The sequence below is a fragment of the Bacteriovorax sp. BAL6_X genome (assembly GCF_000443995.1).
Lineage (GTDB): Bacteria > Bdellovibrionota > Bacteriovoracia > Bacteriovoracales > Bacteriovoracaceae > Halobacteriovorax_A.
This window is the reverse complement of the sequence record NZ_AUMC01000010.1, coordinates 881,412-907,739: the sequence shown is the minus strand read 5'-3', so window position 1 is coordinate 907,739 and position 26,328 is coordinate 881,412. Positions and strand designations below refer to the sequence as shown.

22 protein-coding genes are annotated in these 26,328 nt (G+C 35.7%); 11 read left to right on the top strand and 11 right to left on the bottom strand.

Features of this window, described 5'->3' with window-relative positions; all coding sequences use genetic code 11:
• Window positions 1-203 precede the first annotated feature (203 nt).
• On the top strand, window positions 204-2,384 hold the full coding sequence (locus M902_RS16245) for a protein-disulfide reductase DsbD (protein ID WP_021268023.1): 2,181 nt from the start codon (window positions 204-206) through the stop codon (window positions 2,382-2,384).
• Here the strand turns inward: M902_RS16245 and M902_RS15065 are convergent.
• Both M902_RS15065 and M902_RS15060 read right to left on the bottom strand, forming a co-directional pair.
• The gene (locus M902_RS15065; RefSeq protein ID WP_021267977.1) at window positions 2,381-3,199 is read right to left on the bottom strand and encodes a flagellin; all 819 of its coding nucleotides are present in this window, start codon (window positions 3,197-3,199) and stop codon (window positions 2,381-2,383) included. The two genes, M902_RS16245 and M902_RS15065, sit on opposite strands and share 4 nt — an antisense overlap.
• Before the next feature lie 175 nt (window positions 3,200-3,374).
• The gene (locus M902_RS15060; protein WP_021268133.1) at window positions 3,375-3,653 is read right to left on the bottom strand and encodes an HPF/RaiA family ribosome-associated protein; all 279 of its coding nucleotides are present in this window, start codon (window positions 3,651-3,653) and stop codon (window positions 3,375-3,377) included.
• Window positions 3,654-3,859: 206 nt separating this feature from the next.
• Here M902_RS15060 and M902_RS15055 point away from each other — a divergent pair, with 206 nt between their 5' ends.
• Together M902_RS15055 and M902_RS15050 are read left to right on the top strand one after the other, a co-directional pair.
• Window positions 3,860-4,378 carry a MotA/TolQ/ExbB proton channel family protein gene (locus M902_RS15055; protein WP_040314905.1) on the top strand — a complete coding sequence of 173 codons (519 nt, stop codon included), beginning with the start codon at window positions 3,860-3,862 and terminating at the stop codon, window positions 4,376-4,378.
• On the top strand, window positions 4,375-4,773 hold the full coding sequence (locus M902_RS15050; RefSeq protein WP_021267988.1) for a biopolymer transporter ExbD: 399 nt from the start codon (window positions 4,375-4,377) through the stop codon (window positions 4,771-4,773). Before M902_RS15055 ends, M902_RS15050 begins: the two co-directional genes overlap by 4 nt.
• Window positions 4,774-4,785: 12 nt before the next feature.
• Here M902_RS15050 and M902_RS15045 read toward each other — a convergent pair whose 3' ends face one another.
• From M902_RS15045 to M902_RS15035, 3 genes are all read right to left on the bottom strand, one after another.
• On the bottom strand, window positions 4,786-5,916 hold the full coding sequence (locus tag M902_RS15045) for a glycosyltransferase family 1 protein (RefSeq protein WP_021268099.1): 1,131 nt from the start codon (window positions 5,914-5,916) through the stop codon (window positions 4,786-4,788).
• Window positions 5,917-5,948: 32 nt separating this feature from the next.
• On the bottom strand, window positions 5,949-7,418 hold the full coding sequence (locus M902_RS15040) for a LysM peptidoglycan-binding domain-containing protein (protein ID WP_021268119.1): 1,470 nt from the start codon (window positions 7,416-7,418) through the stop codon (window positions 5,949-5,951).
• A gap of 99 nt (window positions 7,419-7,517) precedes the next feature.
• Window positions 7,518-8,516 (bottom strand): enolase C-terminal domain-like protein, encoded by a 999-nt coding sequence (locus M902_RS15035; protein ID WP_021268357.1) that lies wholly within the window; start codon window positions 8,514-8,516, stop codon window positions 7,518-7,520.
• A 44-nt stretch (window positions 8,517-8,560) separates the two neighbouring features.
• On the opposite strand from M902_RS15035, the gene M902_RS15030 reads away from it, so the two are divergent.
• The 3 genes from M902_RS15030 (at window position 8,561) to M902_RS15020 (ending at window position 12,347) form a co-directional block, all read left to right on the top strand.
• Window positions 8,561-9,502 carry a molecular chaperone DnaJ gene (locus tag M902_RS15030; RefSeq protein WP_021268442.1) on the top strand — a complete coding sequence of 314 codons (942 nt, stop codon included), beginning with the start codon at window positions 8,561-8,563 and terminating at the stop codon, window positions 9,500-9,502.
• A gap of 23 nt (window positions 9,503-9,525) precedes the next feature.
• Window positions 9,526-11,169: an adenosine/AMP deaminase gene (locus tag M902_RS15025; protein WP_021268532.1), complete on the top strand. Its 1,644-nt coding sequence runs from the start codon at window positions 9,526-9,528 to the stop codon at window positions 11,167-11,169.
• 80 nt (window positions 11,170-11,249) lie between these two features.
• A complete protein-coding gene (locus M902_RS15020) occupies window positions 11,250-12,347 on the top strand; it encodes a type IV pilus twitching motility protein PilT (protein ID WP_021268260.1) in 1,098 nt (365 codons plus the stop codon).
• A gap of 262 nt (window positions 12,348-12,609) precedes the next feature.
• On the opposite strand, the gene M902_RS15015 is transcribed toward M902_RS15020, so the two are convergent.
• The 4 genes from M902_RS15015 to M902_RS15000 form a co-directional block, all read right to left on the bottom strand.
• A complete protein-coding gene (locus M902_RS15015; RefSeq protein WP_021268343.1) occupies window positions 12,610-12,855 on the bottom strand; it encodes a hypothetical protein in 246 nt (81 codons plus the stop codon).
• 12 nt (window positions 12,856-12,867) lie between these two features.
• Window positions 12,868-15,060 (bottom strand): carboxy terminal-processing peptidase, encoded by a 2,193-nt coding sequence (locus M902_RS15010; RefSeq protein WP_021268404.1) that lies wholly within the window; start codon window positions 15,058-15,060, stop codon window positions 12,868-12,870.
• Window positions 15,061-15,175: 115 nt separating this feature from the next.
• Window positions 15,176-16,387 (bottom strand): tRNA uracil 4-sulfurtransferase ThiI, encoded by a 1,212-nt coding sequence (gene thiI, locus M902_RS15005; protein ID WP_021268016.1) that lies wholly within the window; start codon window positions 16,385-16,387, stop codon window positions 15,176-15,178.
• 11 nt (window positions 16,388-16,398) lie between these two features.
• On the bottom strand, window positions 16,399-17,490 hold the full coding sequence (locus tag M902_RS15000; protein WP_021267970.1) for a cysteine desulfurase family protein: 1,092 nt from the start codon (window positions 17,488-17,490) through the stop codon (window positions 16,399-16,401).
• A 147-nt stretch (window positions 17,491-17,637) separates the two neighbouring features.
• Between M902_RS15000 and M902_RS14995 the strand changes: the two genes are divergently transcribed.
• Together M902_RS14995 and M902_RS14990 are read left to right on the top strand one after the other, a co-directional pair.
• Window positions 17,638-18,123: a hypothetical protein gene (locus tag M902_RS14995; protein WP_040314903.1), complete on the top strand. Its 486-nt coding sequence runs from the start codon at window positions 17,638-17,640 to the stop codon at window positions 18,121-18,123.
• A gap of 58 nt (window positions 18,124-18,181) precedes the next feature.
• Window positions 18,182-19,003: a phosphatase domain-containing protein gene (locus M902_RS14990; protein WP_021268185.1), complete on the top strand. Its 822-nt coding sequence runs from the start codon at window positions 18,182-18,184 to the stop codon at window positions 19,001-19,003.
• Window positions 19,004-19,023: 20 nt separating this feature from the next.
• On the opposite strand, the gene M902_RS14985 is transcribed toward M902_RS14990, so the two are convergent.
• Complete coding sequence (locus M902_RS14985) at window positions 19,024-20,592, bottom strand: AMP-binding protein (protein ID WP_021268031.1); 1,569 nt, start codon at window positions 20,590-20,592, stop codon at window positions 19,024-19,026.
• Window positions 20,593-20,640: 48 nt separating this feature from the next.
• On the opposite strand from M902_RS14985, the gene M902_RS14980 reads away from it, so the two are divergent.
• Complete coding sequence (locus M902_RS14980; protein ID WP_021268059.1) at window positions 20,641-23,316, top strand: PEP/pyruvate-binding domain-containing protein; 2,676 nt, start codon at window positions 20,641-20,643, stop codon at window positions 23,314-23,316.
• 25 nt (window positions 23,317-23,341) lie between these two features.
• Here M902_RS14980 and M902_RS14975 read toward each other — a convergent pair whose 3' ends face one another.
• Entirely contained in the window at window positions 23,342-24,379 is a 1,038-nt protein-coding gene (locus tag M902_RS14975) for a DUF3419 family protein (RefSeq protein WP_021268726.1), read from the bottom strand.
• A gap of 63 nt (window positions 24,380-24,442) precedes the next feature.
• On the opposite strand from M902_RS14975, the gene M902_RS14970 reads away from it, so the two are divergent.
• Window positions 24,443-25,378, top strand: a complete 936-nt coding sequence (locus M902_RS14970) for a prenyltransferase, UbiA family (RefSeq protein ID WP_021268588.1) — start codon at window positions 24,443-24,445, stop codon at window positions 25,376-25,378.
• Window positions 25,368-26,282 (top strand): hypothetical protein, encoded by a 915-nt coding sequence (locus M902_RS14965; RefSeq protein ID WP_021268372.1) that lies wholly within the window; start codon window positions 25,368-25,370, stop codon window positions 26,280-26,282. Before M902_RS14970 ends, M902_RS14965 begins: the two co-directional genes overlap by 11 nt.
• Window positions 26,283-26,328 lie beyond the last annotated feature (46 nt).

Below are 26,328 nucleotides of genomic sequence, written 5' to 3'. Positions count from 1 at the left end.
CGGATAATGGACTAAAATATTTAGCAAAATCTGCAACTACGTATTTTCAAGGATTTACCAACGGGAATGTCAAGATCTATTCACAATGTTAAGGAAACAGCTTTTATCGTCAAATCTTTGTCAATTCCTAGATTTAGCGTCATGCTTTAGCGTATAATACCGCTAAGGTATGAAATTAATTAAGAAATTTTAAGGAAAAAATAATGTATAGAATCCTACTGGCCCTTGCCATCACTCTCTTTGCCTACGCCGATAAAAAAGATTACTCAGACCTGCTCAAGGCCCAGGTAACAACAATTGAAAGGGACAGTAATAAGTACTTAACCATCAATTTAAGAAATAAAGACGGTTGGCATACATATTGGCAAAACCCTGGGGACTCAGGACTTGCAACAGAAGTTGAGTTTAAACAAGGTGGCGATAAAATCGTTCTTGATTTAGTTGAATGGCCAACTCCTCATAAATTTATTGAAAAAGGTGATATTCAAACTTTCGGTCATAAAGGAGACTATACTTACTTTTATTATTTAGGTAATTCATTCGATAACGCAAAGAATTTTGAAGTTCATTTAAAGTATTTAATTTGCCACGATATTTGTATTCCTCAGGAAAAGATTATTAAGGGTGACTTTGACGGCGGAGTCTTTAACTCGAAAGACAATCAGATTCAGGTTGCAAATTCAGAAATGGAAAAAAGATTTAATAATCTTCCAACACTAAGAGAAACTCCGACATACCTAAACCTTCAATTAACAAAGTATGAAGGTGGACTAGCTCTCGTTTACAATATTACAGGGGACAATCAAAAGCTTACTGTCGGACAAAATGTATTAACACCTTACACGACAAGTCCAATTAGTTTTAAAAGAGAAGCTCTCTACAAGGACACAAAGGGAAATCACTATGGCCTCTATCAACTAGATTGGGATGGTGAATACCTAGAACCAGAATATCCGCTACCAACAGATGGACGCTTTAACGAACCTCTATCTTTTAAATTTGTTTTTAATGACCCTGTTAATGGTGAGACATATCGAGTAGATTTCGATATCAGTTCATTTGGAACTAATGAAGAATCTTTTAAAACATTCTATTCAAGACTTACAAAAGTTAATAATGATCGAACTCTTCAGGAGACAAATATTGTAAGCAATGAAGAAGGCTCTTCTTCCCTACCTTACTTTTTACTAATGGCATTTATTGGTGGTTTAATCTTAAATATTATGCCTTGTGTTCTACCTGTTATTTCTTTAAAACTATTTGGTCTTATTAAGCATTCAAATGAAAGTCGTTCGAAAGTTCTAAAACATAACCTATTCTACTCTCTAGGTGTTCTCGCAACTTTTGCAGCACTTGCTTTTACTGTTGTAGGACTAAAGGCATCAGGAGAACAAATTGGTTGGGGTTTTCAGCTTCAATCGCCGATGTTTGTTGCCATCATGGTATTTGTTATCTTTACAATGGCACTTAACCTCTTTGGACTATTTGAGTTTAAAACACCAGGAGGAACTAAGCTTGGAAATGTAGAAGTTAGAAATACTTTCTACGGAGACTTTATAAGTGGTGTTCTGGCCACAATTCTTTCTACTCCATGCTCAGCTCCATTTCTTGGAACAGCTCTGACATTTGCATTTTCTGAATCAAGTACAAATATCGTGATGATCTTTCTTGCTATTGGACTAGGTTTAAGTGCGCCTTTCATATTAACTGGAATCTTTCCGGCCCTTATTCGCTTTCTTCCAAGGCCAGGCATGTGGATGGATCACGTTAAAAAGCTTTTAGGGCTTACTCTTATCCTTACAGCTGTGTGGTTACTAGATGTTTACTCAGCACTTGTAGGCTCTCCTGTTGCAATGATGTATATAAACTCGGCCCTCGTTTTTACTTTCTTCCTTTTCTATATGAGAAAACATATGACGAAGAAAGTAATTGCGACATTGCTTATGATTGTGCCTGTTTTTTACTTAGGATACTCGGCCATTACAACACCTCTAAATACAGGTGGAAATGGAAACTCTCTTATTGAAGACAAAAAGCGAGAGGGACTTAACTGGACGAAGTGGACAGAAGCCGAAATGAATACGCGTATTGACCAAAGAAAACTTACATTCATCGACTTTACTGCACGCTGGTGTATCACTTGTAAAGTGAATGAAAAACTTGTGATTAACACTGATTCATTTAAAGACATGGTTGCTGAGAATCAAGTCGACCTTCTGCTTGGAGACTGGACACGTAAAGATGAGGCCATTGGAAAATGGCTAGAATCTCAAGGAATGGTTGGAGTTCCAGCTTATTTTGTGATCAATGAAAGTGGTGAATTAATTAAGCTTGGTGAAACTATTACTCTTGGAAAGGTAAAGAAAGCGCTTGGAGTAAACTAGCCAATAAGTTTTGCAATTGCTCCTGGCGCGGTATTAGCTTGCGCTAGGAATGCTGTTGCAGACTCCATTTTAATCGAATCGAGTGCTTTTGCCGCTGTTGCCTTTGCGATATCTGTATCTTCAATTTTTGATCTTGCCGCTTCTGAGTTCTCATAATTATGCTGAAGATTTGTTGTTGTACTTTCAACTCTCTTCATTGTTGAGCCTACTTTAGAGCGTGAGTGTGAAATTTTATCGATTAAGGCATCGGCCGCCCCCATTGCGGACCTGGCCCCTTCCTTAGTAAGTACATTTTGATTGAGTAACTTGCGATTAGAACTCATGACATCATTAATATTATATTTTATACGATCATTTTGTTCAGAGTTACGAATCCCAATTTGCATCTCTAAATCACGGCCACCATTTAAAAGCTTGGTTCCGTTATATTCAGCATTCTCTTGAATACGAATAATTTCACGCGCAAGTTGCTTAAACTCACGATTTGTATTGATTCGATCATTATCATTATAGGTATCAGTGGCCATTTGAATCGAAAGTTCTTTTAAGCGAATGGCTATGTCTTGCATGCTCCCCATCGTTGAGTCTGCAACTTCAAGCATTGAAAAGCTATCATTAGAGTTTCGCTGTGCCTGTAGATTGGAACGATTCTGGGCCGTCATCTTTAGAGATATAGCTGCACCGGCCGGATCAATTGCGGCCTTGTAAATACGCTTAGAACCTGCTAGCTTGCGAACCTCACTCGTTTGGTGATCGTTCACTTCACCTAGCATTCTTTGCGCCAGCTGTGATGTGACATTAGTCCCTACTCTCATCCCTGAAGACTATCCTTTAAATATTAAGATCCCTTTCCACCATGAAAGAGTCTGTTACTTAAAGTTTATCGGAAAAAAATGCCCAAAGTTTATACGTTTCAGTAAAAAAACTTTGGGCACATACTTAGTTAGAATTGAGAGTTTAAATAATAAATTACTGTAGTATCGTACTTAACTAGCTAGCAATCTTTTGATCGCGATACCAATTTTTAAAAGCAACTAAGACATCTGAAGCTGCCTGGTATACATTATCTCCTTTGGCTTTTTTGTGGAACTGATGTTTGTGACCATTCACATTGGCCGAGAATACATATTCTGGACCTTTTTTATCGGCCACGAACTGAATATGCCCCACATTCCTAAAATCGTTTGAAATCCCCTTTAACTTTTTGGCAACATAGTTCTCAAAAGCAGATGAGTGATCAACGTTATGAAAGCTTAATTCGTAGTTCATAGGACCTCCAATATTTTCCTGTGTTCCTCTATGAATATATAATATCAGGCACGCACAATTAATTATCTGAGGTATGTTAGATTTCTGTAAAATTCTCTAAAAGTAATAAATTGTTTGATATGAGCATATCTGATCAAAATATTTTAGTGTTCTCATGGCCCCATTTTTATAATAAAATTAAAATGTTTTATAATAAAGGAGACGCAATGCGCTTATATGAATACATCCAACAGGGTGGAATAATTATGTATATTCTACTATTTATCAACGTAGTAGGATGGGCAATCATGTTATCAAAAGCTTATTTTCTTTCTGTAGAAATGAAAATGACGGCACAAACATCAAATGATATTAAAAAGAAAATTAAAGATAATGGTGAACATATGGATACTTCATCAACGATCGAAATAGCAAAGCAATATCTGGCCGGACATATTATGAATGTTGAGAAAGGTCTAAACACAGTAAAAATTATTGCTACGATCTCACCACTTCTAGGCCTTCTTGGTACAGTTGTTGGTGTACTCACAGCATTCCATGTTATGTCAGAAACAGGACTCTCTAATCCTGCATCATTTGCTCAAGGTATTTCAATGGCACTAATTACAACTGTTGGTGGAATGATCGTTGCTATTCCTCACTTTGTTGGTCACAACTACCTACTAGGTTCAGTAGATAAACTAGAGACAAAGCTTGAGAAAGAAATTATGGAAAAAGTTCTATGAGTTCTCGTACAAAAAGAACAAGACAAGAAGCAAATGCTGATATCACTCCGTTAATTGACGTTGTCTTTTTACTTTTAATTTTCTTTATGACTTCAACTGTATTTAAGAAGTCTGAGCTTGCTCTGCTCTTAAGTCTGCCAAAAACAGAATCTGGAGAACAGGCATCTACAGACTCCAAAGTATTAACAATTGAATTGTCTAAAGAGGAAGTTGCTATCGCTGGAAAGAAGTATACAGTCGAACAACTAGATGCACAGCTTGCCGCAATAAAAGATAAGAATAAGGCGATTGACCTAAGGGTTGATCAAGAAGTTCAGTATTCGAGGCTAGTACGTATTTTAGATGTATTAAAAAAATACAGCTTAACTAACCTCTCACTAATTACTGAAAAGTAAATTTTTAAAAATTTACATAGAAGAATACAAATCAATTAAATTCTGGGCCGTCTTACGACGATGAAATTTTTCAACGAAGTTACGGCCCTCTTCAACCATCTCAAAAGCAAGATCCTCATTCGTTAAAACATTGACTATTTGCTCACTCATTTCATGTTTATCTTTAGGGTCAATATAAATTGTATTTGGACCGCCTGCCTCTGGAAATACAGAGCCCTTAGAAGTGATAACAGGTGTCTTTGAAAATAGAGCTTCAATAATTGGAATACCAAAACCTTCAAAAAAGGAAGGAAAAACAAATAAGTCGCTTCTTTGATAGAAAGCAGGAAGATCATCGTTTGTCACATTTGAAAGGATTATGATGCGATCTTCAAGACCCTTTGAGTGAATATAGCTTTCAATTTCTTTCTTGTAACTACCACCATTTCCAATAATAACGAGTTTATGATTTATTGATTTCTTGATATCGGCATAGGCTTTAACAAGCGTTAAAACATTCTTATTTGGCTCTATCGCGCCAACATAGAGAATGAACTTATCATTAACACCATAACGCTCAATAGTTGCAACTTGTTTTTCTACAGGAATAGGTGAATAAAAACGAGGGTTACATGTTTGATATACCACCTTAATTTTACTAGGGTCACAACCAAGATAATTTATTAAATCACTCTTGGTTTGCTCACAAATAGCTAAAACAACATCTGCAACTTCAGTCGCATATTTTATTTTTCTAAGATAAACCTGACGATCAAGCCATTTGAAGTTCTCTGGAAAACGCAGAAAGAGAAGATCATGAATTGTCACAACGCTCTTAATTCCTGTTTTCTCAATTCCATGTGGAAGTTCATGAGATAGGCCATGAAAAATATCAATTTCTAAACTCTTAGCTTCGTCTGCAACCTTGAATGATCGCCATGCAGCTGGAAACTTCTTTGACCAAAAGTCACTAGGTTTAACAATATTTAGGTTATCATATTGATCTAACCAGTGAGTGGCCCTTGGGTCATCAAATGTTGGAGTAAAAAGATAATATGAGTTCTGTGTGTGATAGCGACTTAAACTTGCGATGAGGTCTCTAGAATAATTTCCAAGACCTCTGAAGTTATGAAATGCTCTCTTTGCGTCAAATCCAATTTTCATTTGGCTAGTATAAGGGAAAGGCCTCTATTTGCCTATCCCTCACTTGGAACTTTTATTACTTGTCCTGCATATAAGGCAGATCCTGAGATATCATTCACTTTTTTAATCGTACCGATTGAAGTCTTAAACCTTCTAGCAATGGCCGTTAAGTTATCACCACGACGAACACGGTATCTCTTATAGGCCACACTTGACGGTACTCTTGTTGTAGAAATCTTTAATCTTTGACCAATGAAGATACGACTAGATCGTAAATTATTTAAAGATTTAATCATTGAAACGCTTACACCGTACTTACGTGCAATATCAGAAAGGTTATCTCCTCTTCTTACTTTATGAGTAACGATATCCCCTTTAGTGCTATACTTTAGTCTTTGTCCCACAAGAATCTTTGATCCTCTAATACCATTAATTCTCTTTAGATCAGTAACTCTGACACCAAGACGATTAGCAATAATAGATAAATTATCACCGCGTCTTACTTTATAAACACCATTCGAGTTTTTTCCATTTGAAGTATTTGCAACTTTAATATATTTGCGAGTTTCATACTCTGCTAAAGAAGCATAGTCCGTAAAATCTTTAGAAGGTAGGAAGATACTCTGAGTATGTCTTCTATTTACCTTAACCCACTTTCTTTTTAAATCTGGGTTTAAAACTTTTAATGTTTTAACGTTTACACCTTGAGCACGAGCTAATTTATAAAGGTCAAAAGATCCTCTAACATTTAGCTGCTTTACTTTTTCAAAAGGACTATCTTTTGACTCAGTGATTTTCATCCCATACTTGGCCGCATTATTATAAATCTCACGAACAGCGGCAACTTTTGGAACATAGTAAATTGTTTCTGTAGGAATAAGTTTTCGAGAAACAAGCTTCATATAATCACGAGTCTTACCTTTTCTTATAGCTCTAATAATTCCATACTCACCTTTATTGTAAGCAACAAGAGCAAGTTCCCAAGATCCAAAGATATTATAAAGATCTTTAAAGTACTGAGCAGCGGCCTCTGTTGATTTAATGATATGAGTTCTTTCATCAACATAACTATCAACTCTTAGCTTATATCTCTTTCCTGTCGCCTTGATAAACTGCCATGGGCCAACTGCTGCGGCCTTCGACTTAATAAAAGTGTTATAACCTGATTCAATCAGACCAACGAAAAATAAATCTTCAGGAATTCCATGAGAGCGCATAATCTTTTCAATCACGTTACGATAACGGGCACCATTATTAACATAACGAAGAAAGAGATCACGCTCTTTTTCAGTAAAATACTTCACCCAAAAGTCGAAGTGCTTTTGATGATAATGTAGTTCAAGCTTATCCATATTATTAATGGTATAGGCCTTAACGCTCCCTACATCCTTTGATTTATACTTTACGACTTCCTTTACAATCACTTTTGGATTTTGTCCTGGTGCTTCACCTACATAGGTAGGCTTAACATTCGCACATGATACAAGAATAAATAAAGGTATTAAGATATTGATTTTTTTCATTGGGCTCCCAAAAAGCTTCCATACAGGTTTACTGTAATTCTACCAATTTACATATCTTACTATTTTAAATGAACACCACGATTTTTCGAGGGGGGGAATTTAATTCATATTAGACAAAATCACTTTTCCTTTTTCCCAAATGACATGAGGTTCTGAATCATCTTTTAATTTTGTAAAACCATCAAAATCAAAATAATCAAATCCGTATGCAATATTAAAAAGTGACGCGATCCCTACTGTTGATTCAACCATACAGCCAAGCATTGTCTTTAGTCCAAGCTTCTTCGCCTGCTGTAATTGAGCAAATGTCTTCATAAGGCCATTTGCCTTTGATGTTTTTAGTACAACGCCATGACAAAGGTCTTTAAACGGATCGAGGAATCTGTGATCTTCAATACCTTCATCGAGAAAGATATCAATTGGCGATTTATCTTTTAATTCTTTATATAAATCGAATTCATTGCGATAGAGAGGCTGCTCAATAAAGAGAACATTCTCATCTTTAATAAGAGATAAATGCTCAAGTAATAAGTCGAGATTATTTGTATAAGACTCATTAGCATCAAGAACAAATACACGATTTGATTTATTAATCAATTCAACTTGAACTGGAAAAGTTTCATGAGTAATCTTAAGTTTAATAACTCCATTAGTATCAGCTTCTTCAAGAAGCTTTTTTCCCTCCTCCAAAGAATCAAAGACAGGAAATGAATCAAGTGACTCAACACTTTTAACTGTATTTGTTCCAAGGATTTTCCAAGGACTAAGTTCTGTGGCCCTAACGAGATAATCGAGGAAGGCCGTTTCAACCCCTAATCTTAGACGAGGAATATGGAAATCATATTGGTCAAGATATTGAGTTAACTCATTATATTGAACGATCCCTGCCGATTCATAATCTGATGCAAATCTCTCAAGTTCTAATTTTAAATCGTCAACGCTAATATCTTCTTTTGAGCCATAGCTAATTTCTCCATAACCTTTATAATCACCATTCTTGAGTGTTACGTAGATAATCTCCTTGGCCAAAACCTTTGCTCCAGAGATCTTCCAAGGTTTATTTAAGTTTACTAGTCGTGTATCTATTGCCCATTCCATATTATGCCTTAAAGCGTTAAAATAATTATTAAAAAGACAAAATTATGTTACCAAAAATAATTTCAAATATCACACTAGCATTTATTGCCATTATCTTGGCCTATATGCTTGCGCCTCTATTCAAAGAGTTCTTTGATGGAATATTTAATCCTCACAAGAAAACCAATAAGTCACATTCCAAAGAGGAATTTGATGAAATGGTTAGAAGAAAGATAGAGAGAATGTCTATTTCTGGAAGCTCGGCCCCTGCTGAGTCTCAATCATCTAAGTCGACAAAGAGTGGTCATCGTACTTTATTATCATACTTTGAAGAGAAGCAAATGTTTGCCTCAGAAGAAGATTTAAAATTCTTTCAAGGTCTTCTCTCTTCCCTTCAGTGGGGTGACTTCAAGGAAGGGGAAGAAATTTTAAATCGATTACGTAAAGATTATAAATTCGATAAAGAAGAATTAAATGCTTTAATTAATCCTTTTATAAAGCAATTCTTCACTAAGGATGAACTGCTAAAGTTAGGAAAAATTAATCAGTCCAAGCTTACTAAAGAAGCATTTATCTCTTATGCAACAACAATGTTCTTATTTCAAAACTTAGATCGTATTGAACATAAACGCTACGAAAACAATGTCCATATATTCTTAATTAACTACTCTACGAAATCGACAAATCACGTGGGGGTATTAGAAAGTTTCATAAAAGATGAGTTAATTACATTACCAAAAAGATATGAAGCTTTATTCGAAAGTTTTACTAAAAAGATAAATGCTTCATACGATGAACTCTTCGCAATTCTCCCTATTGATGAAAGTAAGTTAACGGTTGAATTTAGTTCACTTAAAGACGAAAGTGACCGAAAGAAGAAGTATAAAAAACTAGTACAGACTTACCACCCAGATAAGTGGAGTACAAAGTTTAAGTCGAAGATTATTGATGATCGTTTAAATGAAAACTTTAATAAAATACAAAATATCTATAATAAGACCAAATAATAAAGATAGAGAGAGTTAGAAAAATGCAAAAAAGAAAAGAACAAATCATCAACAGTATTGAATGTGAGCTGATTAGAACTGTCAGTGAAACCAATGGTATCTCATTGAATGACACTCTAGAATTACTTGTTCACTCTCCTAGTATTCGTGATAACCAACTACTGGAAAAGCCCGTTCTTGAATTCATGAAGCTACTTTCTTCTTTTCAAATTGATGAAGTTGATATTGAAACTCTTCTAAATCACCCTGTATCAGATGCGGTCTTTAATTTCTTTCAAAAATTTCCAATTCCATACTATGAAGAACATATCCACCTAACAGGCTCACTTAATGCAGAGTTTATCTATCCAAGACTTAAGAAACTGCTAAGTGGTAAGAACAAGAAAATCTATGAGAAGAGAATTGTAGAAGTATATGGTGAGGATGCCCTTCCTATAACTTGTGTCGAAGATGTAGATAACCTAATCCGTCTAAAAGAAGGAGAACAATTTGCGACTTACCTTCGTATTCTATTTCTAGCGAAGCTAATCCTAACTTCAAAGAAAGCTCACCAAGATGCTGCCTATCACATGGCAAAAGAATTATACGAAAATTATAATGTTGGAAGTATTAGACTAAAATTTACACTTTCTCGTGCTTCAAAAATGGATGCCGAGCAAATCCCTGGTATTGGAGAAGTAACAGAGGAAGATGTTGTCTTAGGTCTTTATGAAGGTTTTAAAAAGTTTGAAAAAGAAGTGCCAAGCTTCAAGTTTATCCTCTCACCTTCATTTAGAAAGGAACTGAACTTCTTTGATGATACAAATTTTGAAACAAAAAAAGAACACTTTGAACATCAAGTTGATGCACTTTTAGAAATTTTAGAAAAGTACCCATACTTAAAAGAAAACCTAGTTGAAGTCGATACAGTTGGAGATGAGAAGGCCCTTTACCGTAAAGCGCATTTTAAAGAGCTTAAAAGTGGCCTACGTAAGCTACAGTATCGTGGATTAAAGATTCGCTCTCACCACGGAGAAACTTGGCTTACGCTCAAAAAAGGAATCCAATCAGTCGATAATGCTATGAATATTTGGCATATCGATACCCTAGAGCACGGACTTAGCCTTGGTATTAACCCAAATTATTATTACCACCGCCTTTTTCAAAGAATTATTGAATTAAATGCTAAACACCAAGCAATTGATAAGAAGTCCACAGAAGGATATGAGTTGGAAGAAATGGAATGGGAATCATATTCAATTGGCGTGAAAAAGAAACTCTTTAAAGGAGAGCCTCTGAATGCTGACGAAGTCACTTTATTCTTAAAAACAAAGTTTCACAATGCCCGTGAAGTCGAACACTATCAACACGATATTTTAAATCGTATTATTCAAAAGAGTGTTTCTCTAGTGGCACTTCCTTCTTCAAACCTTAAGCTAACAGGAGTCTTCCCAGATTTTAAGGATCATCCATTTTCTTGGTGGGAGAAAAAAGGTGTAAGACTAGGTGTTGGAACAGATAATTACATTACTCTCTCAACAAACTTCATTCGCGAAATGCTAATCCTCCTCTACTCAGATCCTAAAAATCTTAAGATTACAAAACTCCTGATGTTAACAACGAAGGAGTCAAGAAGGCCATATATCAGTAATCTCCTTTGGGAAATGCGCAAGAGATACGCTAAGTAAGGTATTAAAAACACATAATACTAAACTTTTTCACACGGTCTTCCGACAAGTATTTAACTATACGATGAAGGATGACATAAATGGCGTTTGAGTATACTCATTTCAAATCACTAATCAATGTCGCAATTGATAATAATGCTAGTGACATACATATAAGGGCGGATGAGACTCCTTGTTTTAGAATTAGTGGCGATATGGTCGCAGTAAAATCAAATAAGCTACTCTCACAAGAAAGTATCTACGATATTCTTCGTCTACTTATCGGCGATAAAGATCAGCAAGAACTTGAGGCAATCAAAGACCTTGATGGATCTTTTGACTTTGAAGATAAGTGCCGACTAAGGTTCAATTATTTTAAATTTAATAATAAGAACGGTCTTGTTTTTAGAGTCATAAAAAAGGACATTCCAAGCTATAGGCAACTAGGCTTAAGTGACTCTCTTAAACAAATTATTCGTGCAAAACGTGGACTTATTCTAGTTACAGGGGCAACAGGATCTGGAAAGTCAACAACCCTTGCCAGTATGATTAATTATATAAATGAGCGCAGAGCAAAGCATATTATTACGATTGAAGACCCAATTGAATTCATCCATGAACAAAAGAAATCTCGTATTACTCAAAGAGAGCTTGGGGTTGATACAGATAATTTTGAAGACGCTCTAAAATTTGCGCTAAGACAAGATCCAGATATTATATTACTAGGAGAACTTAGAGACCAGAAATCAATTGAGATAGCTCTAAAAGCAGCAGAAACAGGACACCTAGTACTGGCAACAATTCATACGACAGATGCTATTTCGACAATAAGTCGTATAATTTCAATGTTCCCAGCAGAGGAGCAAGCAGATACGAGGAAGCGTCTTTCAGACTCACTCTATGCGACAATCTCACAACGTATGATTCGTTCAAAGAAGTCATCCAATGGAGTTCGTGTTGCACAAGAGATCATGGTAACAGGTCCAGGAGTTAAAGAATGTATTCGTGGCGATGAGCCACTAGATCGTATTATTCCTATTATTGAAAACGGTGGAACAAACTCAGCAGATATTCCTTGCCAAAGCTTTGATCAAGCAATTCTAAATCTTCTTGAAGGTAATTACATTACAGAAGAAGATGCTGCTAAAGAAGTTCGCAGTGCAAGTGACTTCATGAGAAAACTAATGCTTACAAAGTAGAGATCTCAAATAGTGCCTCTAGAATAGAAAAGGCCCTGGTGGGGGCCAGGGCCAATCCGTCTAACGCGAATTAGACTAACTTGATGTGAGGATAGTAAGAAAAGACTTACATAGTATTTATTATTCGCCATTTTTCTCTTTTTATTAAGGGGAACAATTTTCAGAAAATAAAAAGTAAAAGGCCAAGTACTTATGACTTGGCCTTACTTAATTTTAAATATATAAAAAAACTGAAACTTTTACTCTTCTTTACCTTAAAAAATTATTTTTGATGTGACAGTATTTCTTTTACGACTTTATCGACAAGCTTTTTAGCATCGTCACACTGCGCTTTCCAATGCGCGTGATTCAACTCAGGATCCTTATTCATAAGTAACTCACCTAGCTCTTTCGTACTATCATTAAATTTTCTAAGTAACTCAACTGATAATTGCTCATCATCCATTTCTTCAAGAACTGTCATCACACGATCAATATCTGAATTATCAATTAATTTGTTAAAGTCCATTTTTTATCCTTATTATTTCTTAGCTTGTTGAGCAATCATATCACGCATAATATAGATTGCCTCTTCTAAACCTGCATCTTTACGTAGTGAAGAAACCCACTCTTCTTTACGTTGTTTAAAGTCTTCCTTCCACTGCTTCTCTTCGCCTTTCTTTACAGTTTCATGTGACTTTAGAGACTCTTCAAAGTGAGTAACAACTAGGTTCATATTTTCTTGATCTAGTTTTAGATCTTCTAACTTCTTCTTATTTGCTTCCTCTTCTTTCATCCAAGAGTCAATATTAAGCTTAAGTTCAGTTTCTTTGCGTCTCTTCTTTAAATAAGCAACACTTTCCTGAATCTTCTTCATACGATCATCTTTAGCAACACGCTTTTCAGAAGCTTTAATTAGCTTCTTCATATTGTATTCATCACCTGACCATTTCTGATATTTCTTAGGCTTAATTTGATCCCACTTAAGTGAGTAAGTTAAATCTTGTTCACGATTTTCAGCATATGACATTGGATCAGGAATTACAATATCAGGTGTTACACCTTTATATTGAGTTGAACCACCATTAACTCTGTAGAATTTTTGAATTGTAAGCTTTAGCGCCCCAAACTCTTGTCCCATCATTTTGTTTAAACCTTGATCTAGGCTATAAACAACTTGAACTGTACCTTTACCGTGAGTAACTGCACCACCAACAATAACAGCTCTCTTATAGTCTTGCATTGCCGCCGCTAGAATTTCTGAAGCAGATGCCGAGTAACGATTTACCATAACAATTAACGGGCCACTATATTCAACACCTGGATCAGTATCAGCGAGTGTCTCAACTTGGTTTAAGTAGTTTCTAGTTTGCACAATTGGCCCTTCCTTAATGAAAAGTCCAGACATAAGTTGTGCGTCTGTTAAAGCACCTCCACCATTATTTCTAAGATCGAGTATAACACCATTAACTTTTTGCTTCTTTAATCTTTTAAGTTCTGCTCTAACATCATCAGTACAGTTAATAGTTCCATTAAACTCACGATAGAATTTTGGAACATTGATATAACCAAACTTCCCTTTTACACCCTTAAGTTCAAGAACAGATGACTTTGCAAATGAAGCACCAATCTTAACAACGTCTCTTGTAATACCAATTGTTTTTCTTGATCCATCGGCCTTCTTAACGTGAAGTTTTACAACAGTTCCTTTCTTACCACGAATATATCTAACGGCATCATCAACTCTCATCCCAACTAGATCAACAGGCTCCTTCTCAGAGCTTCCTTCACTAACAGCAAGAATTAAATCATCAACTTCAAGTTCTTTTTGTCTCCATGCGGCCCCACCAGGAACTATTTCAACAACTTTAATATAACCTTCGTCTTCAGATAAAACGGCACCAATACCTTCTAATTGGCCAGACATATCAATATCAAAATCTTCTTTTCTCTTTGGAGCAAGGTAAGCTGTGTGCGGATCAAAAACAGCACCAACTGAATTATAGAAAAGTTCCATATAGTCTTCTCTAGTGTCCTTAAGAAGTCTTTCGAAGTATAAACGATATTTCTTATCAATCGCTTCATGGGCCTTAGCAACGATTTCCTTTTCAGTTAGGATTTTTTCAGTGCTAAGTTTCTTCTCTTTTTTCCCATTCTTTTTCTTATTATTTTTTTTAGGATTCTTTAGATCTTCTTGATCTTCTTTCATCGAAATATAACGGGCCATTACAGATTGCTTATAAGTTAGACGCCAGTTCTTTTCGAATTCACTCTTATTCTTAGCAAAGCTTCTCTTTTCAGGATCAAGCTCAACAACTTCATTCCCGTAAAAATTAAACTTCTCTTTGAACATTTTCTTTCTCAGAGCATCCGCTTCTTTAATTCTTTGTGTTTTAATCTTCATTGCATCAAGAACTAATTTATAATTCCCCGATCGCATTTCATCATCCATTAAAGACTCGTACTTCTTGAGTTCCTTAACATCAGTGTCATATAGGAATTGCTTTGAATAATCGATTTTTTGAACGAATTCTTTGAATGCATTCTTAGAAAGATCATCATTAATTTTTAATTTCTTATAATGAAGTTTTTCGAGAACTTCGATTAATAAGTTTCCTAAAACTTGATCTTTATTGATGCTAAAAATTCCATTTTCAGCTCTTAAGACAAATGGCGTTGATAAAAGAATGAGACCTAAAAATAGTCCCAACGACTTTCGAAATTTCTTGTGCATTGAAGCTCCAATTCTAATAATATTAGGTAGTTCCTAATTTATATTTTAAAGCCTCTTTAACATTAATCAAAGATTAATTATTCAGGAAGAAATTACTTGCAACGCACAAAAAACTCTACTCCTGCTCGTTATTTCTCTTTTCTTTCTTTTCAAAGTTCCCCTGAATATCATACTGATATACTTCAGCATTATTCACGCATTCTTTAATTAACTCTGAAAGATCATGCTCTTCACAGAATTCCATAAAATACTTCGTGTCGGCCTTAATTACTGGATGCTTTGGTGCAAACATCGAACAGGCATCATCGTGTGGAATAATAGAAGTTTCAAAAGTATCAATCTTCTTGGCCTCAGTGATAATATCTAATTTGTTCATACCAATAAGAGGTCTCATAACAAGCATCGGACAAGAACGATCAAGTACACTCATATTCTGAAGAGTCTGACTAGAAACTTGTGCTAGAGCATCGCCCATAATTAGTGCACTGGCCTTGGCCCTTCTTGCAAGATATGCAGAAGTATCCATCATATACTTTCTGAAAAATAAAGTACGGTAGTCTTCCTTGCAATTTTTAGCAATATAGTTTTGGATATCACCATAAGGAAGAACATATAATTTAAAACTGTCTTGAAACTTAGATAGAATTTTTCCAAGTTCTAAAATTTTCTCTTTAACTTCTTCGCCAACATATGGGTAGGCATAGAAAAAGGCAAAGGACTGCCTCACGCCTCTTCTTGCCATAAGATAACTAGCAACTGGCGAGTCAATTCCACCTGAAAGTAGTGTTACTGCATGGCCACTTGTTCCTACAGGAAGTCCTCCAATACATGGAATTTTTTCCCATGATAAGTAGATCTCTTCATTCATAACTTTTACATCAACCATAAGATCTGGATTTCTAACATCTACCTTAAGGTCTGTATTCTTAAGAATAGCTGTTGCAATATAGCGATTAATTTCATCACTGTTTTTTGGGAATTGCTTTAAGGCCCTCTTTGTTTGAACTTTAAATGTCTTAACATTCGTTAATTGACTTAATTCCTTAACGGCAAGTTCACACACATAATCAAGATCTAGTGGACATGATCTCATAGGAGTAACTGAGCTCAATCCTGCAACTGAAGTGAGCCTGTGAATTAATTCTTCACTAAACTCTTCTTCACTTTCAGCAACTAAACGTTGTTGATTATTTTTTAACTTCCAAGACGTATGATGGTACTTGCTAAAGATTCGACTTAGGTTTGTTTGTAACTTCTTATAGTAGGACTTTCTGTTCTTACCTTTAAGCCATAATTCATCAACAGTTAAAATTAAACTCTTATACATCTTTCTTATTCCTATTTAATTAAAAAACCAATTTCTTCGATTACTTCACCAAAGCCTTGCAACATACCCTGAACTTCTTCTTGTGTCGTAGACTTTCCAATTGAGATTCTCAAAATATTCTTATGAAATTTCTCTTCAATTCCAAGGCCCGCAAAAAGTGGATTTAATCCCTTAATCTTAGAAGAGCAGGCAGTTGATGATGAGATCATGATTCCCTTCGTTTCAAGGTGTCTCATAATAATATCACTCGCAATTCCCTCAAAGAGAACACACAGAATAAATGGTGAAGTGTTTTGATCCTCAAATGGATAACTAATATTCTTATGCAGGCCACTTAGCCCAGCTTTAATTTCTTCTTTTAATGTCTTTGCTTTCTCAAATGAATCATCCAAATCTGTGAAAGCGAGCTCACAAGCTTTTGCCAGAGCGAGTACTAGTGAAGTAGAGGGAGTTGAGGCCCTAAGACCTTTTTCATGCGCTCCACCTCTTAGATAGCGTTTAAGAAAATGTACCTTACTCTCTTTAAAGATAAGACCGCCAATACCTCTTGGTCCTCCCATTTTATGGGCACCGAAAGTAACAAAGTCAATTTCCGAATCTTTGAGAGTAAAAGCAACCTTCCCAAAACCTTGGGTAGCGTCGACATGCACGAGGCACTTACTATTCTTTGCCTTTACAGCTTGTGCGATTTTTTCAACTTCAAAATACTCTCCAGACTGAGAGTTTACAAGGCTGATGCAAACAAGTTGTGTTTCACTTGTTACTGCATCCACAATCTCTTCAATACGCTTAAAACCTTCTCCGTTATCAATAACTTTTGTAACCGAAGGGTGATCTCCACTTAAAAAGATAATCCCTTCCTCAATAGAGCGAATAATTTGGTTATTAGCTTCTGTTGCAGAAGAAGTGAAAATCAGGCCATAATTCTTTGCCTGAATAAGCTTTAAAATATTATCTCTGGCAAACTCAATCTTCTTGGCGCATTCCTTTCCAGCTAAATGCTTAGCAGCTGGATTTGAATAGTCCGATTCAAAGCTTTTCGATAAAACTTCAATAACTTCAGGATAGAGCTTAGTAGAGGCCGCGTGATCAAAATAGTACATAAATTGCCTTATACCATGTTTTAAACAGTAAGTACCTTAAATAACGATATTTTTAGACACTGTCCATATCATAAACACTGTAAACAATTGAAATCTCGTATTACAGTGCCCTATTTCTTGGCACTTTTCTTGCTCCTATAAATACATATGAAACTAAGATACTTTATCTTTATATTATTCGGGGTCTACTGGCTTTCAAACACTGTCCACGCAGCTGGACTAAGGGCCAATGACTACCTCTTTCGTTCTCAAGTAAAGATTGAGGAATTCAATAATTTCTCAAAGAAAGGACTTGGACATCTTGCGGCCAGAAGCTTAAATGAATCAAAAGACTACCTAACGAGATTAGGAGAAATTAGTCACGAACTCTCCCAAGATCAGCTCAATCTTATGAAAGTACTTCAAAATGAAGTCACTCAAAAACAGAAAATTCAGGCAGAAACCATTAGCACTTGTGATTATCGCAATATTGAGCATTATAAAGAAATCGAAAGACTCAAGGACCTCAAGGATAAAGGCAGTATCTTAACCTTTAGATCACACAAGAATCTCTATCTTCTCAAGGCCAAAGAGGTCAAAAAATGCAAACAATTCAGCACTTGGATGGAAAACTTTAACGAAATCTCTGTATAATGTTCATACTAACGCGATACATGGTGAAATCTATGAATTCATTCAATATGATTTCTTCATGAAAACAAGAAACTTCAAATCTGTAATCCTAGTACTTACATTAAACCTATTAGCATCAGCAACGCTGGCCTTTTCTAAAGATAGTGGAAAAACACTTCTAATCTCAGATATCGATGACACAATCAAAGTCGGACATATCAGATCAAAAGTTGATGCTGTTTCGAATGCATACCGCACAAATAATATCTTCCTTGGTATGGCCGATCTTTACCGTATTATAAAGAATCGCCTTGATGCAGATGTATTCTACCTAACAAATGCACCAGAAGAAGTGATGGCATGGTCACACACAGAATTACTTAAGAATGGAAATTTCCCAGAAGGTAGCCTTGAAATTAGACCCATAAAAGTTTCCAGCAAGGTCTTTAAGGCCCAAAGACTTGAAGAGCTAATCTCTGAGCACAGGCCAGACACTGTTATTCTTGTTGGTGATAATGGAGAGCACGATAACTCTTTTTACAATGGTATAAAACAAACTTACCCAGGTATCAAATTCCACACTTTCATTAGAGCAGCATATAATTTTGATGAATCAAATAAGCTTTATAAGGGTCAAGCAAGTTTTATAACACCATTTGAAATTGCCGACACGCTCTATCAGAGAAAAGTATTAGAAAGATCTGATTCAAAAGATCTTCAAGACTTACATTTAAAAAGCTATATGGAAGAATACCTATTAAGAGATAAAGGTCAGCTTTATACTCCACATTGGCAAAGATGCTATGGTCATAAAGTAAATAGCTGGTCAAACCTATTTTCTACTCTGCCTAAAGAGCTAACAAAGAAAATTTCAATACTTTGTCAAAATTACGAAAACTAAAACACATAATCCAGCACATATTATTTGTGCTGGATACCTTCTCTTATGGCATTGCGATCAACGCGTGAAAAATGTCTCGAATCAACAGGAACTCTTCCAAACTCAATAATTGCATTCGCTAAATTCCAATCTTTTAAAATTTCACTAATATGATCTTTAATCTTTACCTCGCCTTCGATAAGACATTTAATCTTATTTCCAACTTGCACAAGTGCAGCTCGTTCAATGCCATCGATTCGCGTTAATTCATTTTCATAATGAAATGTAGGAACTAGCTTTCCATCAACACTCAAACAATCCTTTAATCTTCCTAGTAAATAAATCTGTCCATCACTGATATAACCAACATCACCAGTTAAGTGCCATAACTTTCCATGCTCATCCCATCTCTTAGTTGTCTTATTGGCCGGATGGTTATCGATATATTCCTTAATGACATGAGGGCCACTTAAACAAATTTCCCCCCAGCTAAGACCTTCTTGAAAGTCAAAACCACTAGTAACTTTATCAACTTTAACGTCTAAGACTTCAATCACATGGCCTAGCTTAAGTCCTGTTTTTTTATTTGAGATATATTCATCAATTGGTACAAAACTTATTGGTTCAACTTCAGTTGAACCGTAGATAATATGAATTTCAACACCTTCACTTACTTTTTCAAATTGTTCCTTTACAAAACTTGCATGCTTCGTTGAAATTTCAGCACCACCAATAATGATACTTCTCAGGCTTGAAATCTTGATATTATTTTTAGCAAGATAATTTGCAAGTCTCTTAATAATCATAGGATTGGCACTAAAGCGCGTCACACCATATTTACTCATTTGATCAATTACTTTTGCAGCATCAAACTCTGACAGTTTTCGGTAATCGATATCTGGAAAGATTGTCGTAATCCCAAGTCCCAAATTTTGTAGAACAAGAGTTGGAAAGAATGGCATATCAACTTCATTTTCTCGATGTAGCCAGAAGTATTCTGAAACAATCTTTTGGGCAAGAAAGATATCAAGGCTTCTATTTGCCGCTTTTGGCTTTCCTGTTGAGCCAGTCGTAAAGGAGATAAGAGTTTGTGCATCTTGCTCAATTGGTACTTGCGAGAAATTAAGATTATCTTTGGCCCTGATATTTGTTAGAGACTTGGCAAAGATACAATCTTGATTGTACGTAAAACGCTTCATTTTCCAAAGAGCAGGAACTAGTGGAGTCCACTTTAAAAGCTCTTTAACAGAGATAATCCCCTGAGCATTTGCATCTTCAATAACCTGCTTAAGTTTCTCCTTAGGCATAGTCGAGTCAATCGAGACAACAACTGCTCCCATATAAAATAAGGCAACCATAATCTGATAGAGTTCAAGACGAAGAGGGATAAGAACAATGATTCGATCACCCCTCTTAATTCCAGCATCTGATAAAGTCGAAATCCAGGCCCCAACCTGTGACATAAACTCACCGTAAGTCAGATCTTTATCTTGGTATATTAAGCATCGCTTTTCTAAATTATTTCTAAAATGAGAGTCGAGGTAATGGCAGCCATTTATTGGTACGCCGATATAACCCAGTTCTTGCCTTATATCTTCAATTTTTTTCATATGATAATATTAAATGAAAATAATATAATTTGTAATATTAGGTAGTAAATGTATCTATTAAGTAAATTTGATTCTCTTCTTACAACAAAAACACAAGTTGGAGGTAAGGCCTATAACCTTGCTAAGCTTGAAAAATGTCGTGTTAATACACCTGATTGGTTTTGCATTACTAGTGATTACTTTCAAACATTAGTTGACCAAAACGAAGTATTAAAACAACTAATTTCTCAGTACACGCAACTTGAGTACATCGATGATCTCAAAGAGCTCATTGAAAAAATTCACAATGAGATTAATAAATGTGAAATTGTAATTATTGATGAAGTGATGAATAGAATCAATCCAGATATTCATTATGCCATTAGAAGTTCTGCTGCTGATGAAGATGGTAGCCAATTTTCATTTGCTGGACAACTTGAATCCTTCCTCTATGTTCAAGGGAGGGAAAGAATAGAAGCTGCTATAAGAAATTGCTTCAAAAGCAATTTTTCCCTTACCGCTCTTACTTATCGATTTAAGAATCAAATTCACCAATCAACACCTAAGATGGCCGTCATCATACAAGAGATGATCGATCCAGATAAATCAGGGGTTCTCTTTACGGCCAACCCAATTAATGGCCATAGAGACGAAATGCTAATTTCAGCAAATTATGGACAAGGCGAAGGCGTCGTTAGTGGTGAGTGTAATACTGACGAATACACGATCAATGATAGCGGAATTATTAGAGACGAAATTAGAGAAAAAGATTTTAAAATAGTCGCAGACTACGAAAATAAGACAACTAAGAAAGTCGAAGTAACTGGTCGTGATATAAACTCAAGCGTTTTAACTCATGCTGAAATTATCCAGTTAAATGAGATCGCTCTTGGTATCCTTGCACTAAAGAAGAAACCACAAGACATTGAGTTTTGCTTCAAAGGTGGGAAAATCTATATAGTTCAAACAAGAGATATCACTTCTCTTCCAATGGATAAAAGAGAAGAGTTTGCCAATGTCTTTGATAATTCAAATATACAGGAATCATTCAATGGTGTAACGACTCCCCTAACTTTCTCTTATGCCTCTAAGATGTACTACAAAGTCTATCACCAACTTCTGGGCTTAACAGGATTAAGTGAAGAAGAATTAAAGAAGCATGAAAAAAGACATAAGAATATGATTGCTCTTATCGAGGGACGAGTCTTCTACAATATCCAATCATGGTATAAAGGACTTCTGCTACTTCCCTCTTTTAAACAATCAAAAGGTGATATGGAAAAAATGATGGGAATTACAGACCCTGTCGATTTCATAGAAGATAAGGATCTTTCTCTTTGCGAAAGACTAAAGATGTTACCTGGAATGATTAAAACATTTGGCAGCCTAATGTGGTACTTCTCTAAGATTGATAAAGTTGTTGCAGACTTTATGTCAGATTTTTATAAGGTCTATGATGACATTGATTTTTCAAAACTTAATAGGCTAAATCTCACACAGCTCTATGACCTAACAGAAGAGCTTGATCAAAAAATCACAAGTAAGTGGCATGCTCCACTAATTAATGACTTCTACGTTATGATGATGAATGGAAAGATGTATCGTTGGATGGAGAAACTTGCGGTTGAAAATGCCGATATCACGCTTGGTAACTTATTATCTGGAGAGCACGATATAGCCAGTACCCAGCCAACAAAAGAACTTCTAAAGATTAGTGATGAAATCAAGAAGTGTGATCAGGGCTTTCAAGATCAATTCTTAAAACTAGAAAACTTAAAAGTCATGGACTTCTTCTATATTAACAATAAGGCCATCTTTGAGCTATGTCAGAAATATATTGATAATTATGGTGACCGTACAATTGGTGAACTTAAGTTAGAAAGTTTAACTCTACGTGAAAACCCAGACTTTCTTATTAATATTCTAAAAAACTACGTCATTAAAGAAAGTCTAAGCTATGAAAGCTTTATTGCAAATGAGCTTGAACTTAGAGAGTCAGAAGAAGCTAAAATAGCTCCTCTCGTTAAAAAGAAGCTTTCATCATTTGCAAGAAAACGTTTTTATAAAGACCTTAGAAAACTCAGAAAGGCAATTCGCTACAGAGAAAACACAAGGCTTCTACGAACTAAGTCTTTTGGAATTTCACGCCAAATATACCGTGAGATGGGAAATCAGCTAGCAAGCTTCAACTTAATCAATTTACCTGAAGATATCTTCTTTCTAACTCTAGGCGAGATCGAAGAATTGAAAGATGGGCGCATTGTACAGACAAGTCTAAAAGAGCTAATTAGCTTAAGAAAGTCTGAGTATGAATCATATGAAGATGAAGAGCCTGGTCATCACTTTAAGACTTTTGGCTTTGTTCATGCGGGAAATAAATTTATCTATGAAGGTAATACAAATCTCGATCACGATGGTGCACTTAAGGGTATTGGATGTTATCCAGGACATATCACAGGAGAAGTCGCCCTACTCTTTAAACCAGATGATGGAATCGATGTTAATGATAAGATTCTTTGTACGGTAAGAACTGACCCAGGCTGGGCCCCTTTATTTCCATCAATTAAGGGACTTCTCGTAGAAAAAGGATCGACACTATCGCACTCTGCGGTTATCGCAAGAGAACTTAAAATACCAACGATTGTTGGTGTTCCAGGAATTACAAAAATTGTTGAAAATGGGCAAGAGATCGAGATGGATTGTGAAAAAGGTTTAATTAACCTACTTCAAGAAAACCAAGAATAAAAAAGGCTTCCGAGGAAGCCTTTATTTATGAGACTCTTTTATAAAATTTTATATCGTACACCCCAACTTTTTCTTTCTTAATAAGATCAGAGAAGTCAGCTGTGATATCTTCAAAACTCTCTAAGTTTGGCGAATGAACACGTAGATAATAACGAACACAGATCACACCACCAATAGAAATTGAAGACTTGGCCTTTTGAAGAAAGTCCCGACCTAGTTCATCATTAAAGTAACTAGGAACATCTGAGTAAGAAAAATAATCAAATTGGTGCTTTCCACTGGCAAGTTCAGCAACCACATCACCAATATGATAATTCACTTGAGTTGATCCAATACTCTCTTTAAGCTCTGAGAAGTTTCGACAACGAAGAGGCGTATTTGTCAAAGTAACTTCTCCAAAAAAGCATAAGCTTAAGAAGAAATTATCTTTAATAAGGTTATTCTTAAATAAACGAGCAAAACGATTTCGATAAAATTTCACATAGCTTTCAGGAATATTCTTTCTTATAAAATCACCTCGATATAAGAGAGAATTCATAAGAGCTTTATTTCCTACAATCGATAATACGACAGTCCACTTTATCTTAAAGCTCACTGTATCCATAATATTGAGTTGTTCTTGAATCGTTTTACAATTTTTAAGGGCATCAATAATTCGGTGACCAAGAATCTTGCGACATAGCTTTGAAAACGTAATAAACGTTTTCTCCCACGAACCAGCAAGGGCCGCAATTTCATTGGCCTCAAAGTATTCATTAAGTCCGACATTTGCTCCAACAGTTTTTAAGATTGCGCAATCATCGTGATAAGCTCTTAAGAAATCAACCTCATCTAGGGCAATGATGGCCTTCTCATACGCTCGGGCCCACTCTATCTGAAGACCAGATACATCAAAGAGGTCAAGTCTTGAGTTATCTTGTGTTACAAGATATAGGCCTCTAGGCCCCGCACCACAGATTGAACCAATACTTTTTGGAGAAAGTTTTCTACAAACCTTAGACTCCATCTCAATATCTTCATTTGCTAGTGAGTAATTTAATTTGTCAGTAAAATATTTTGCCATGTCACAATTATAGTTGTTTTCATTATATAATGGTACAAAGAAATTAAATTCAAATGAGGATGTATGAGCAAAGATATAAGTCATATTACAATGGAAGATTCATTTATTAAGAGATATTTAGCATGGTCAAACGAGCGTTTTCCAATGGCCAATGTCATCTCTGGCCTTATTACTTTCTTTGTCATGAGTCGCCTAGCGCTTTTCTTACAAGATAAAGCACTAGACTTCACTCCTTTGGACTTCCTCGGAGCTATTGCTGTCGTTGGTCATTACTTTGTTCTAAGAGTATTCGATGAACATAAAGACTTTAAAGTTGACTGTATTAATCACCCAGAGCGTGCTCTTCAAAGAGGTCTCATTAAACTTTGGCACCTCGATATTATTGCAGCAATTTTTACGGTTATTGGACTAAGTTATTCATTCTTAATTTCAAATAACTATCTTAGTCTCATTTGTTATGGAGCCGTTTACTTATGGTCAGTTCTTATGGCCAAGGAGTTCTTTATTGGCACTTGGCTAGAAAAGCGCTTAACACTCTACTCGATTAGCCATATGTTAGTCTCTCCCTTAATCATTATTTGGATTATGTCAGCAAAATGGCAAGTTCCAACATTTGAATTCTACGTATATCTAATTCTCGCCATGGCATTTGCTTCAGGCTTTTCATATGAGTTCACAAGAAAGACGAGAGGGCCAGAAGAGGAAACTGAAACTCTTGATTCATATACAAAAATTTATGGAGCTGGTGGCAGTGTTCTAATTATCACGCTTATGAATATGATAACTCTAGGCTGCTTCCTCTATCTAATTCCACTTATGCCAAACTTACGCTCAATCTTAGCGGCCATGGGAATTGCTGGTTTTGCAGCGGCACAATCAACTCTTTTTAAATACCTTAAAAAACCAAGCCTAGATGGACGCAAGAAGAACGAAAAATCATTTGGACTCTTTGCTCTCCTACTTTATATCGCTCTTATAGTAGGTGTTTATGCAAATTAATTTAGACCTACTTACACAGGAACAGAAACAAGAGTTTCTTCTTTTTAAAGATAACGAAGCAATCTCATGTATTGAGCAATTTGTTGATGGCAAAGCTTCGGCAATTTTCTTTCTTATAGGTATTGAAGCCTACTTTGGCTTCTGCTCTGGAGATTTATCAGATAGCTTTATAAAAGCAGCAAAAGCATATCGCTGTGAACATGGTATCGATAAAATAGTCGGTCCCCTTAATTTTTCAACTTATAATACCTATCGACTTAAACAAAACGAAGACCTTCCTCATCACTTAATGGAGCCGCCATATGATAAGGGCCTCTACGATCTACTAAATGCTAACGGAGAAGTCTTTGAGAGATATGTAACTTATGAGATTAATGACTTTGATAAGCTCTTAAAATGGTCTGAGCAATTTGCTGAAATCGATGACTCGGCCATGACTCATAATTATGAACTTAAAGTGATCAACGGCCAATTTTGGTTAGATAATCTTGAACGATTTTATAAAAGTGCAGATCAAGTCTTTGGAGAGAATATCGCCTACTCATCAATTTCTTTTGAGACATTCAAGCTTAAGTATGGCGCCCAGGCCGCTACTTTAATTTGCCCTCACACCTCTCGTGCTCTAATTTCAAAAGAAGATAATTCAATAATTGGTATCATCTTAAACTTTGTGGACCCCACAGCGCTCAATACAAAGAGGCTGCTTATTAAGACCATGGGAGTCCATCCAGATCATCGCCATATGGGCCTAAGCTTTATCTACCTACTTAAGCAGATCATCCCACAGGTTCGATCTCAATATGACCAGGCCTACCTATGCCTAATGCGAGATGGGAACCTTCCTTCACTATTTGCGAAAGACATTTCTCAGAAGACTCGATACTATCACCTTTTCAACATCTAAGTACCTGATTTCACAGTAATTTATATGCCGTCTACACAGTAGACGG

What these genes read in the sequence shown, in the direction of transcription:
- M902_RS15015 (WP_021268343.1), bottom strand. Translation starts at nt 12,855, where the DNA reads ATGGACTTTAACAAATTAATTGATAATTCAGATATTGATCGTGTGATG.
- M902_RS14975 (WP_021268726.1), bottom strand. Translation starts at nt 24,379, where the DNA reads ATGGCAAAATATTTTACTGACAAATTAAATTACTCACTAGCAAATGAA.
- M902_RS15010 (WP_021268404.1), bottom strand. Translation starts at nt 15,060, where the DNA reads ATGCACAAGAAATTTCGAAAGTCGTTGGGACTATTTTTAGGTCTCATT.
- M902_RS14970 (WP_021268588.1), top strand. Translation starts at nt 24,443, where the DNA reads ATGAGCAAAGATATAAGTCATATTACAATGGAAGATTCATTTATTAAG.
- M902_RS15060 (WP_021268133.1), bottom strand. Translation starts at nt 3,653, where the DNA reads ATGAACTACGAATTAAGCTTTCATAACGTTGATCACTCATCTGCTTTT.
- M902_RS16245 (WP_021268023.1), top strand. Translation starts at nt 204, where the DNA reads ATGTATAGAATCCTACTGGCCCTTGCCATCACTCTCTTTGCCTACGCC.
- M902_RS15020 (WP_021268260.1), top strand. Translation starts at nt 11,250, where the DNA reads ATGGCGTTTGAGTATACTCATTTCAAATCACTAATCAATGTCGCAATT.
- M902_RS15055 (WP_040314905.1), top strand. Translation starts at nt 3,860, where the DNA reads ATGCGCTTATATGAATACATCCAACAGGGTGGAATAATTATGTATATT.
- M902_RS14980 (WP_021268059.1), top strand. Translation starts at nt 20,641, where the DNA reads ATGTATCTATTAAGTAAATTTGATTCTCTTCTTACAACAAAAACACAA.
- M902_RS14965 (WP_021268372.1), top strand. Translation starts at nt 25,368, where the DNA reads ATGCAAATTAATTTAGACCTACTTACACAGGAACAGAAACAAGAGTTT.
- M902_RS14995 (WP_040314903.1), top strand. Translation starts at nt 17,638, where the DNA reads ATGAAACTAAGATACTTTATCTTTATATTATTCGGGGTCTACTGGCTT.
- M902_RS15065 (WP_021267977.1), bottom strand. Translation starts at nt 3,199, where the DNA reads ATGAGAGTAGGGACTAATGTCACATCACAGCTGGCGCAAAGAATGCTA.
- M902_RS15040 (WP_021268119.1), bottom strand. Translation starts at nt 7,418, where the DNA reads ATGAAAAAAATCAATATCTTAATACCTTTATTTATTCTTGTATCATGT.
- M902_RS15025 (WP_021268532.1), top strand. Translation starts at nt 9,526, where the DNA reads ATGCAAAAAAGAAAAGAACAAATCATCAACAGTATTGAATGTGAGCTG.
- M902_RS15045 (WP_021268099.1), bottom strand. Translation starts at nt 5,916, where the DNA reads ATGAAAATTGGATTTGACGCAAAGAGAGCATTTCATAACTTCAGAGGT.
- thiI (WP_021268016.1), bottom strand. Translation starts at nt 16,387, where the DNA reads ATGTATAAGAGTTTAATTTTAACTGTTGATGAATTATGGCTTAAAGGT.
- M902_RS14985 (WP_021268031.1), bottom strand. Translation starts at nt 20,592, where the DNA reads ATGAAAAAAATTGAAGATATAAGGCAAGAACTGGGTTATATCGGCGTA.
- M902_RS15030 (WP_021268442.1), top strand. Translation starts at nt 8,561, where the DNA reads ATGTTACCAAAAATAATTTCAAATATCACACTAGCATTTATTGCCATT.
- M902_RS15035 (WP_021268357.1), bottom strand. Translation starts at nt 8,516, where the DNA reads ATGGAATGGGCAATAGATACACGACTAGTAAACTTAAATAAACCTTGG.
- M902_RS15050 (WP_021267988.1), top strand. Translation starts at nt 4,375, where the DNA reads ATGAGTTCTCGTACAAAAAGAACAAGACAAGAAGCAAATGCTGATATC.
- M902_RS15000 (WP_021267970.1), bottom strand. Translation starts at nt 17,490, where the DNA reads ATGTACTATTTTGATCACGCGGCCTCTACTAAGCTCTATCCTGAAGTT.
- M902_RS14990 (WP_021268185.1), top strand. Translation starts at nt 18,182, where the DNA reads ATGAAAACAAGAAACTTCAAATCTGTAATCCTAGTACTTACATTAAAC.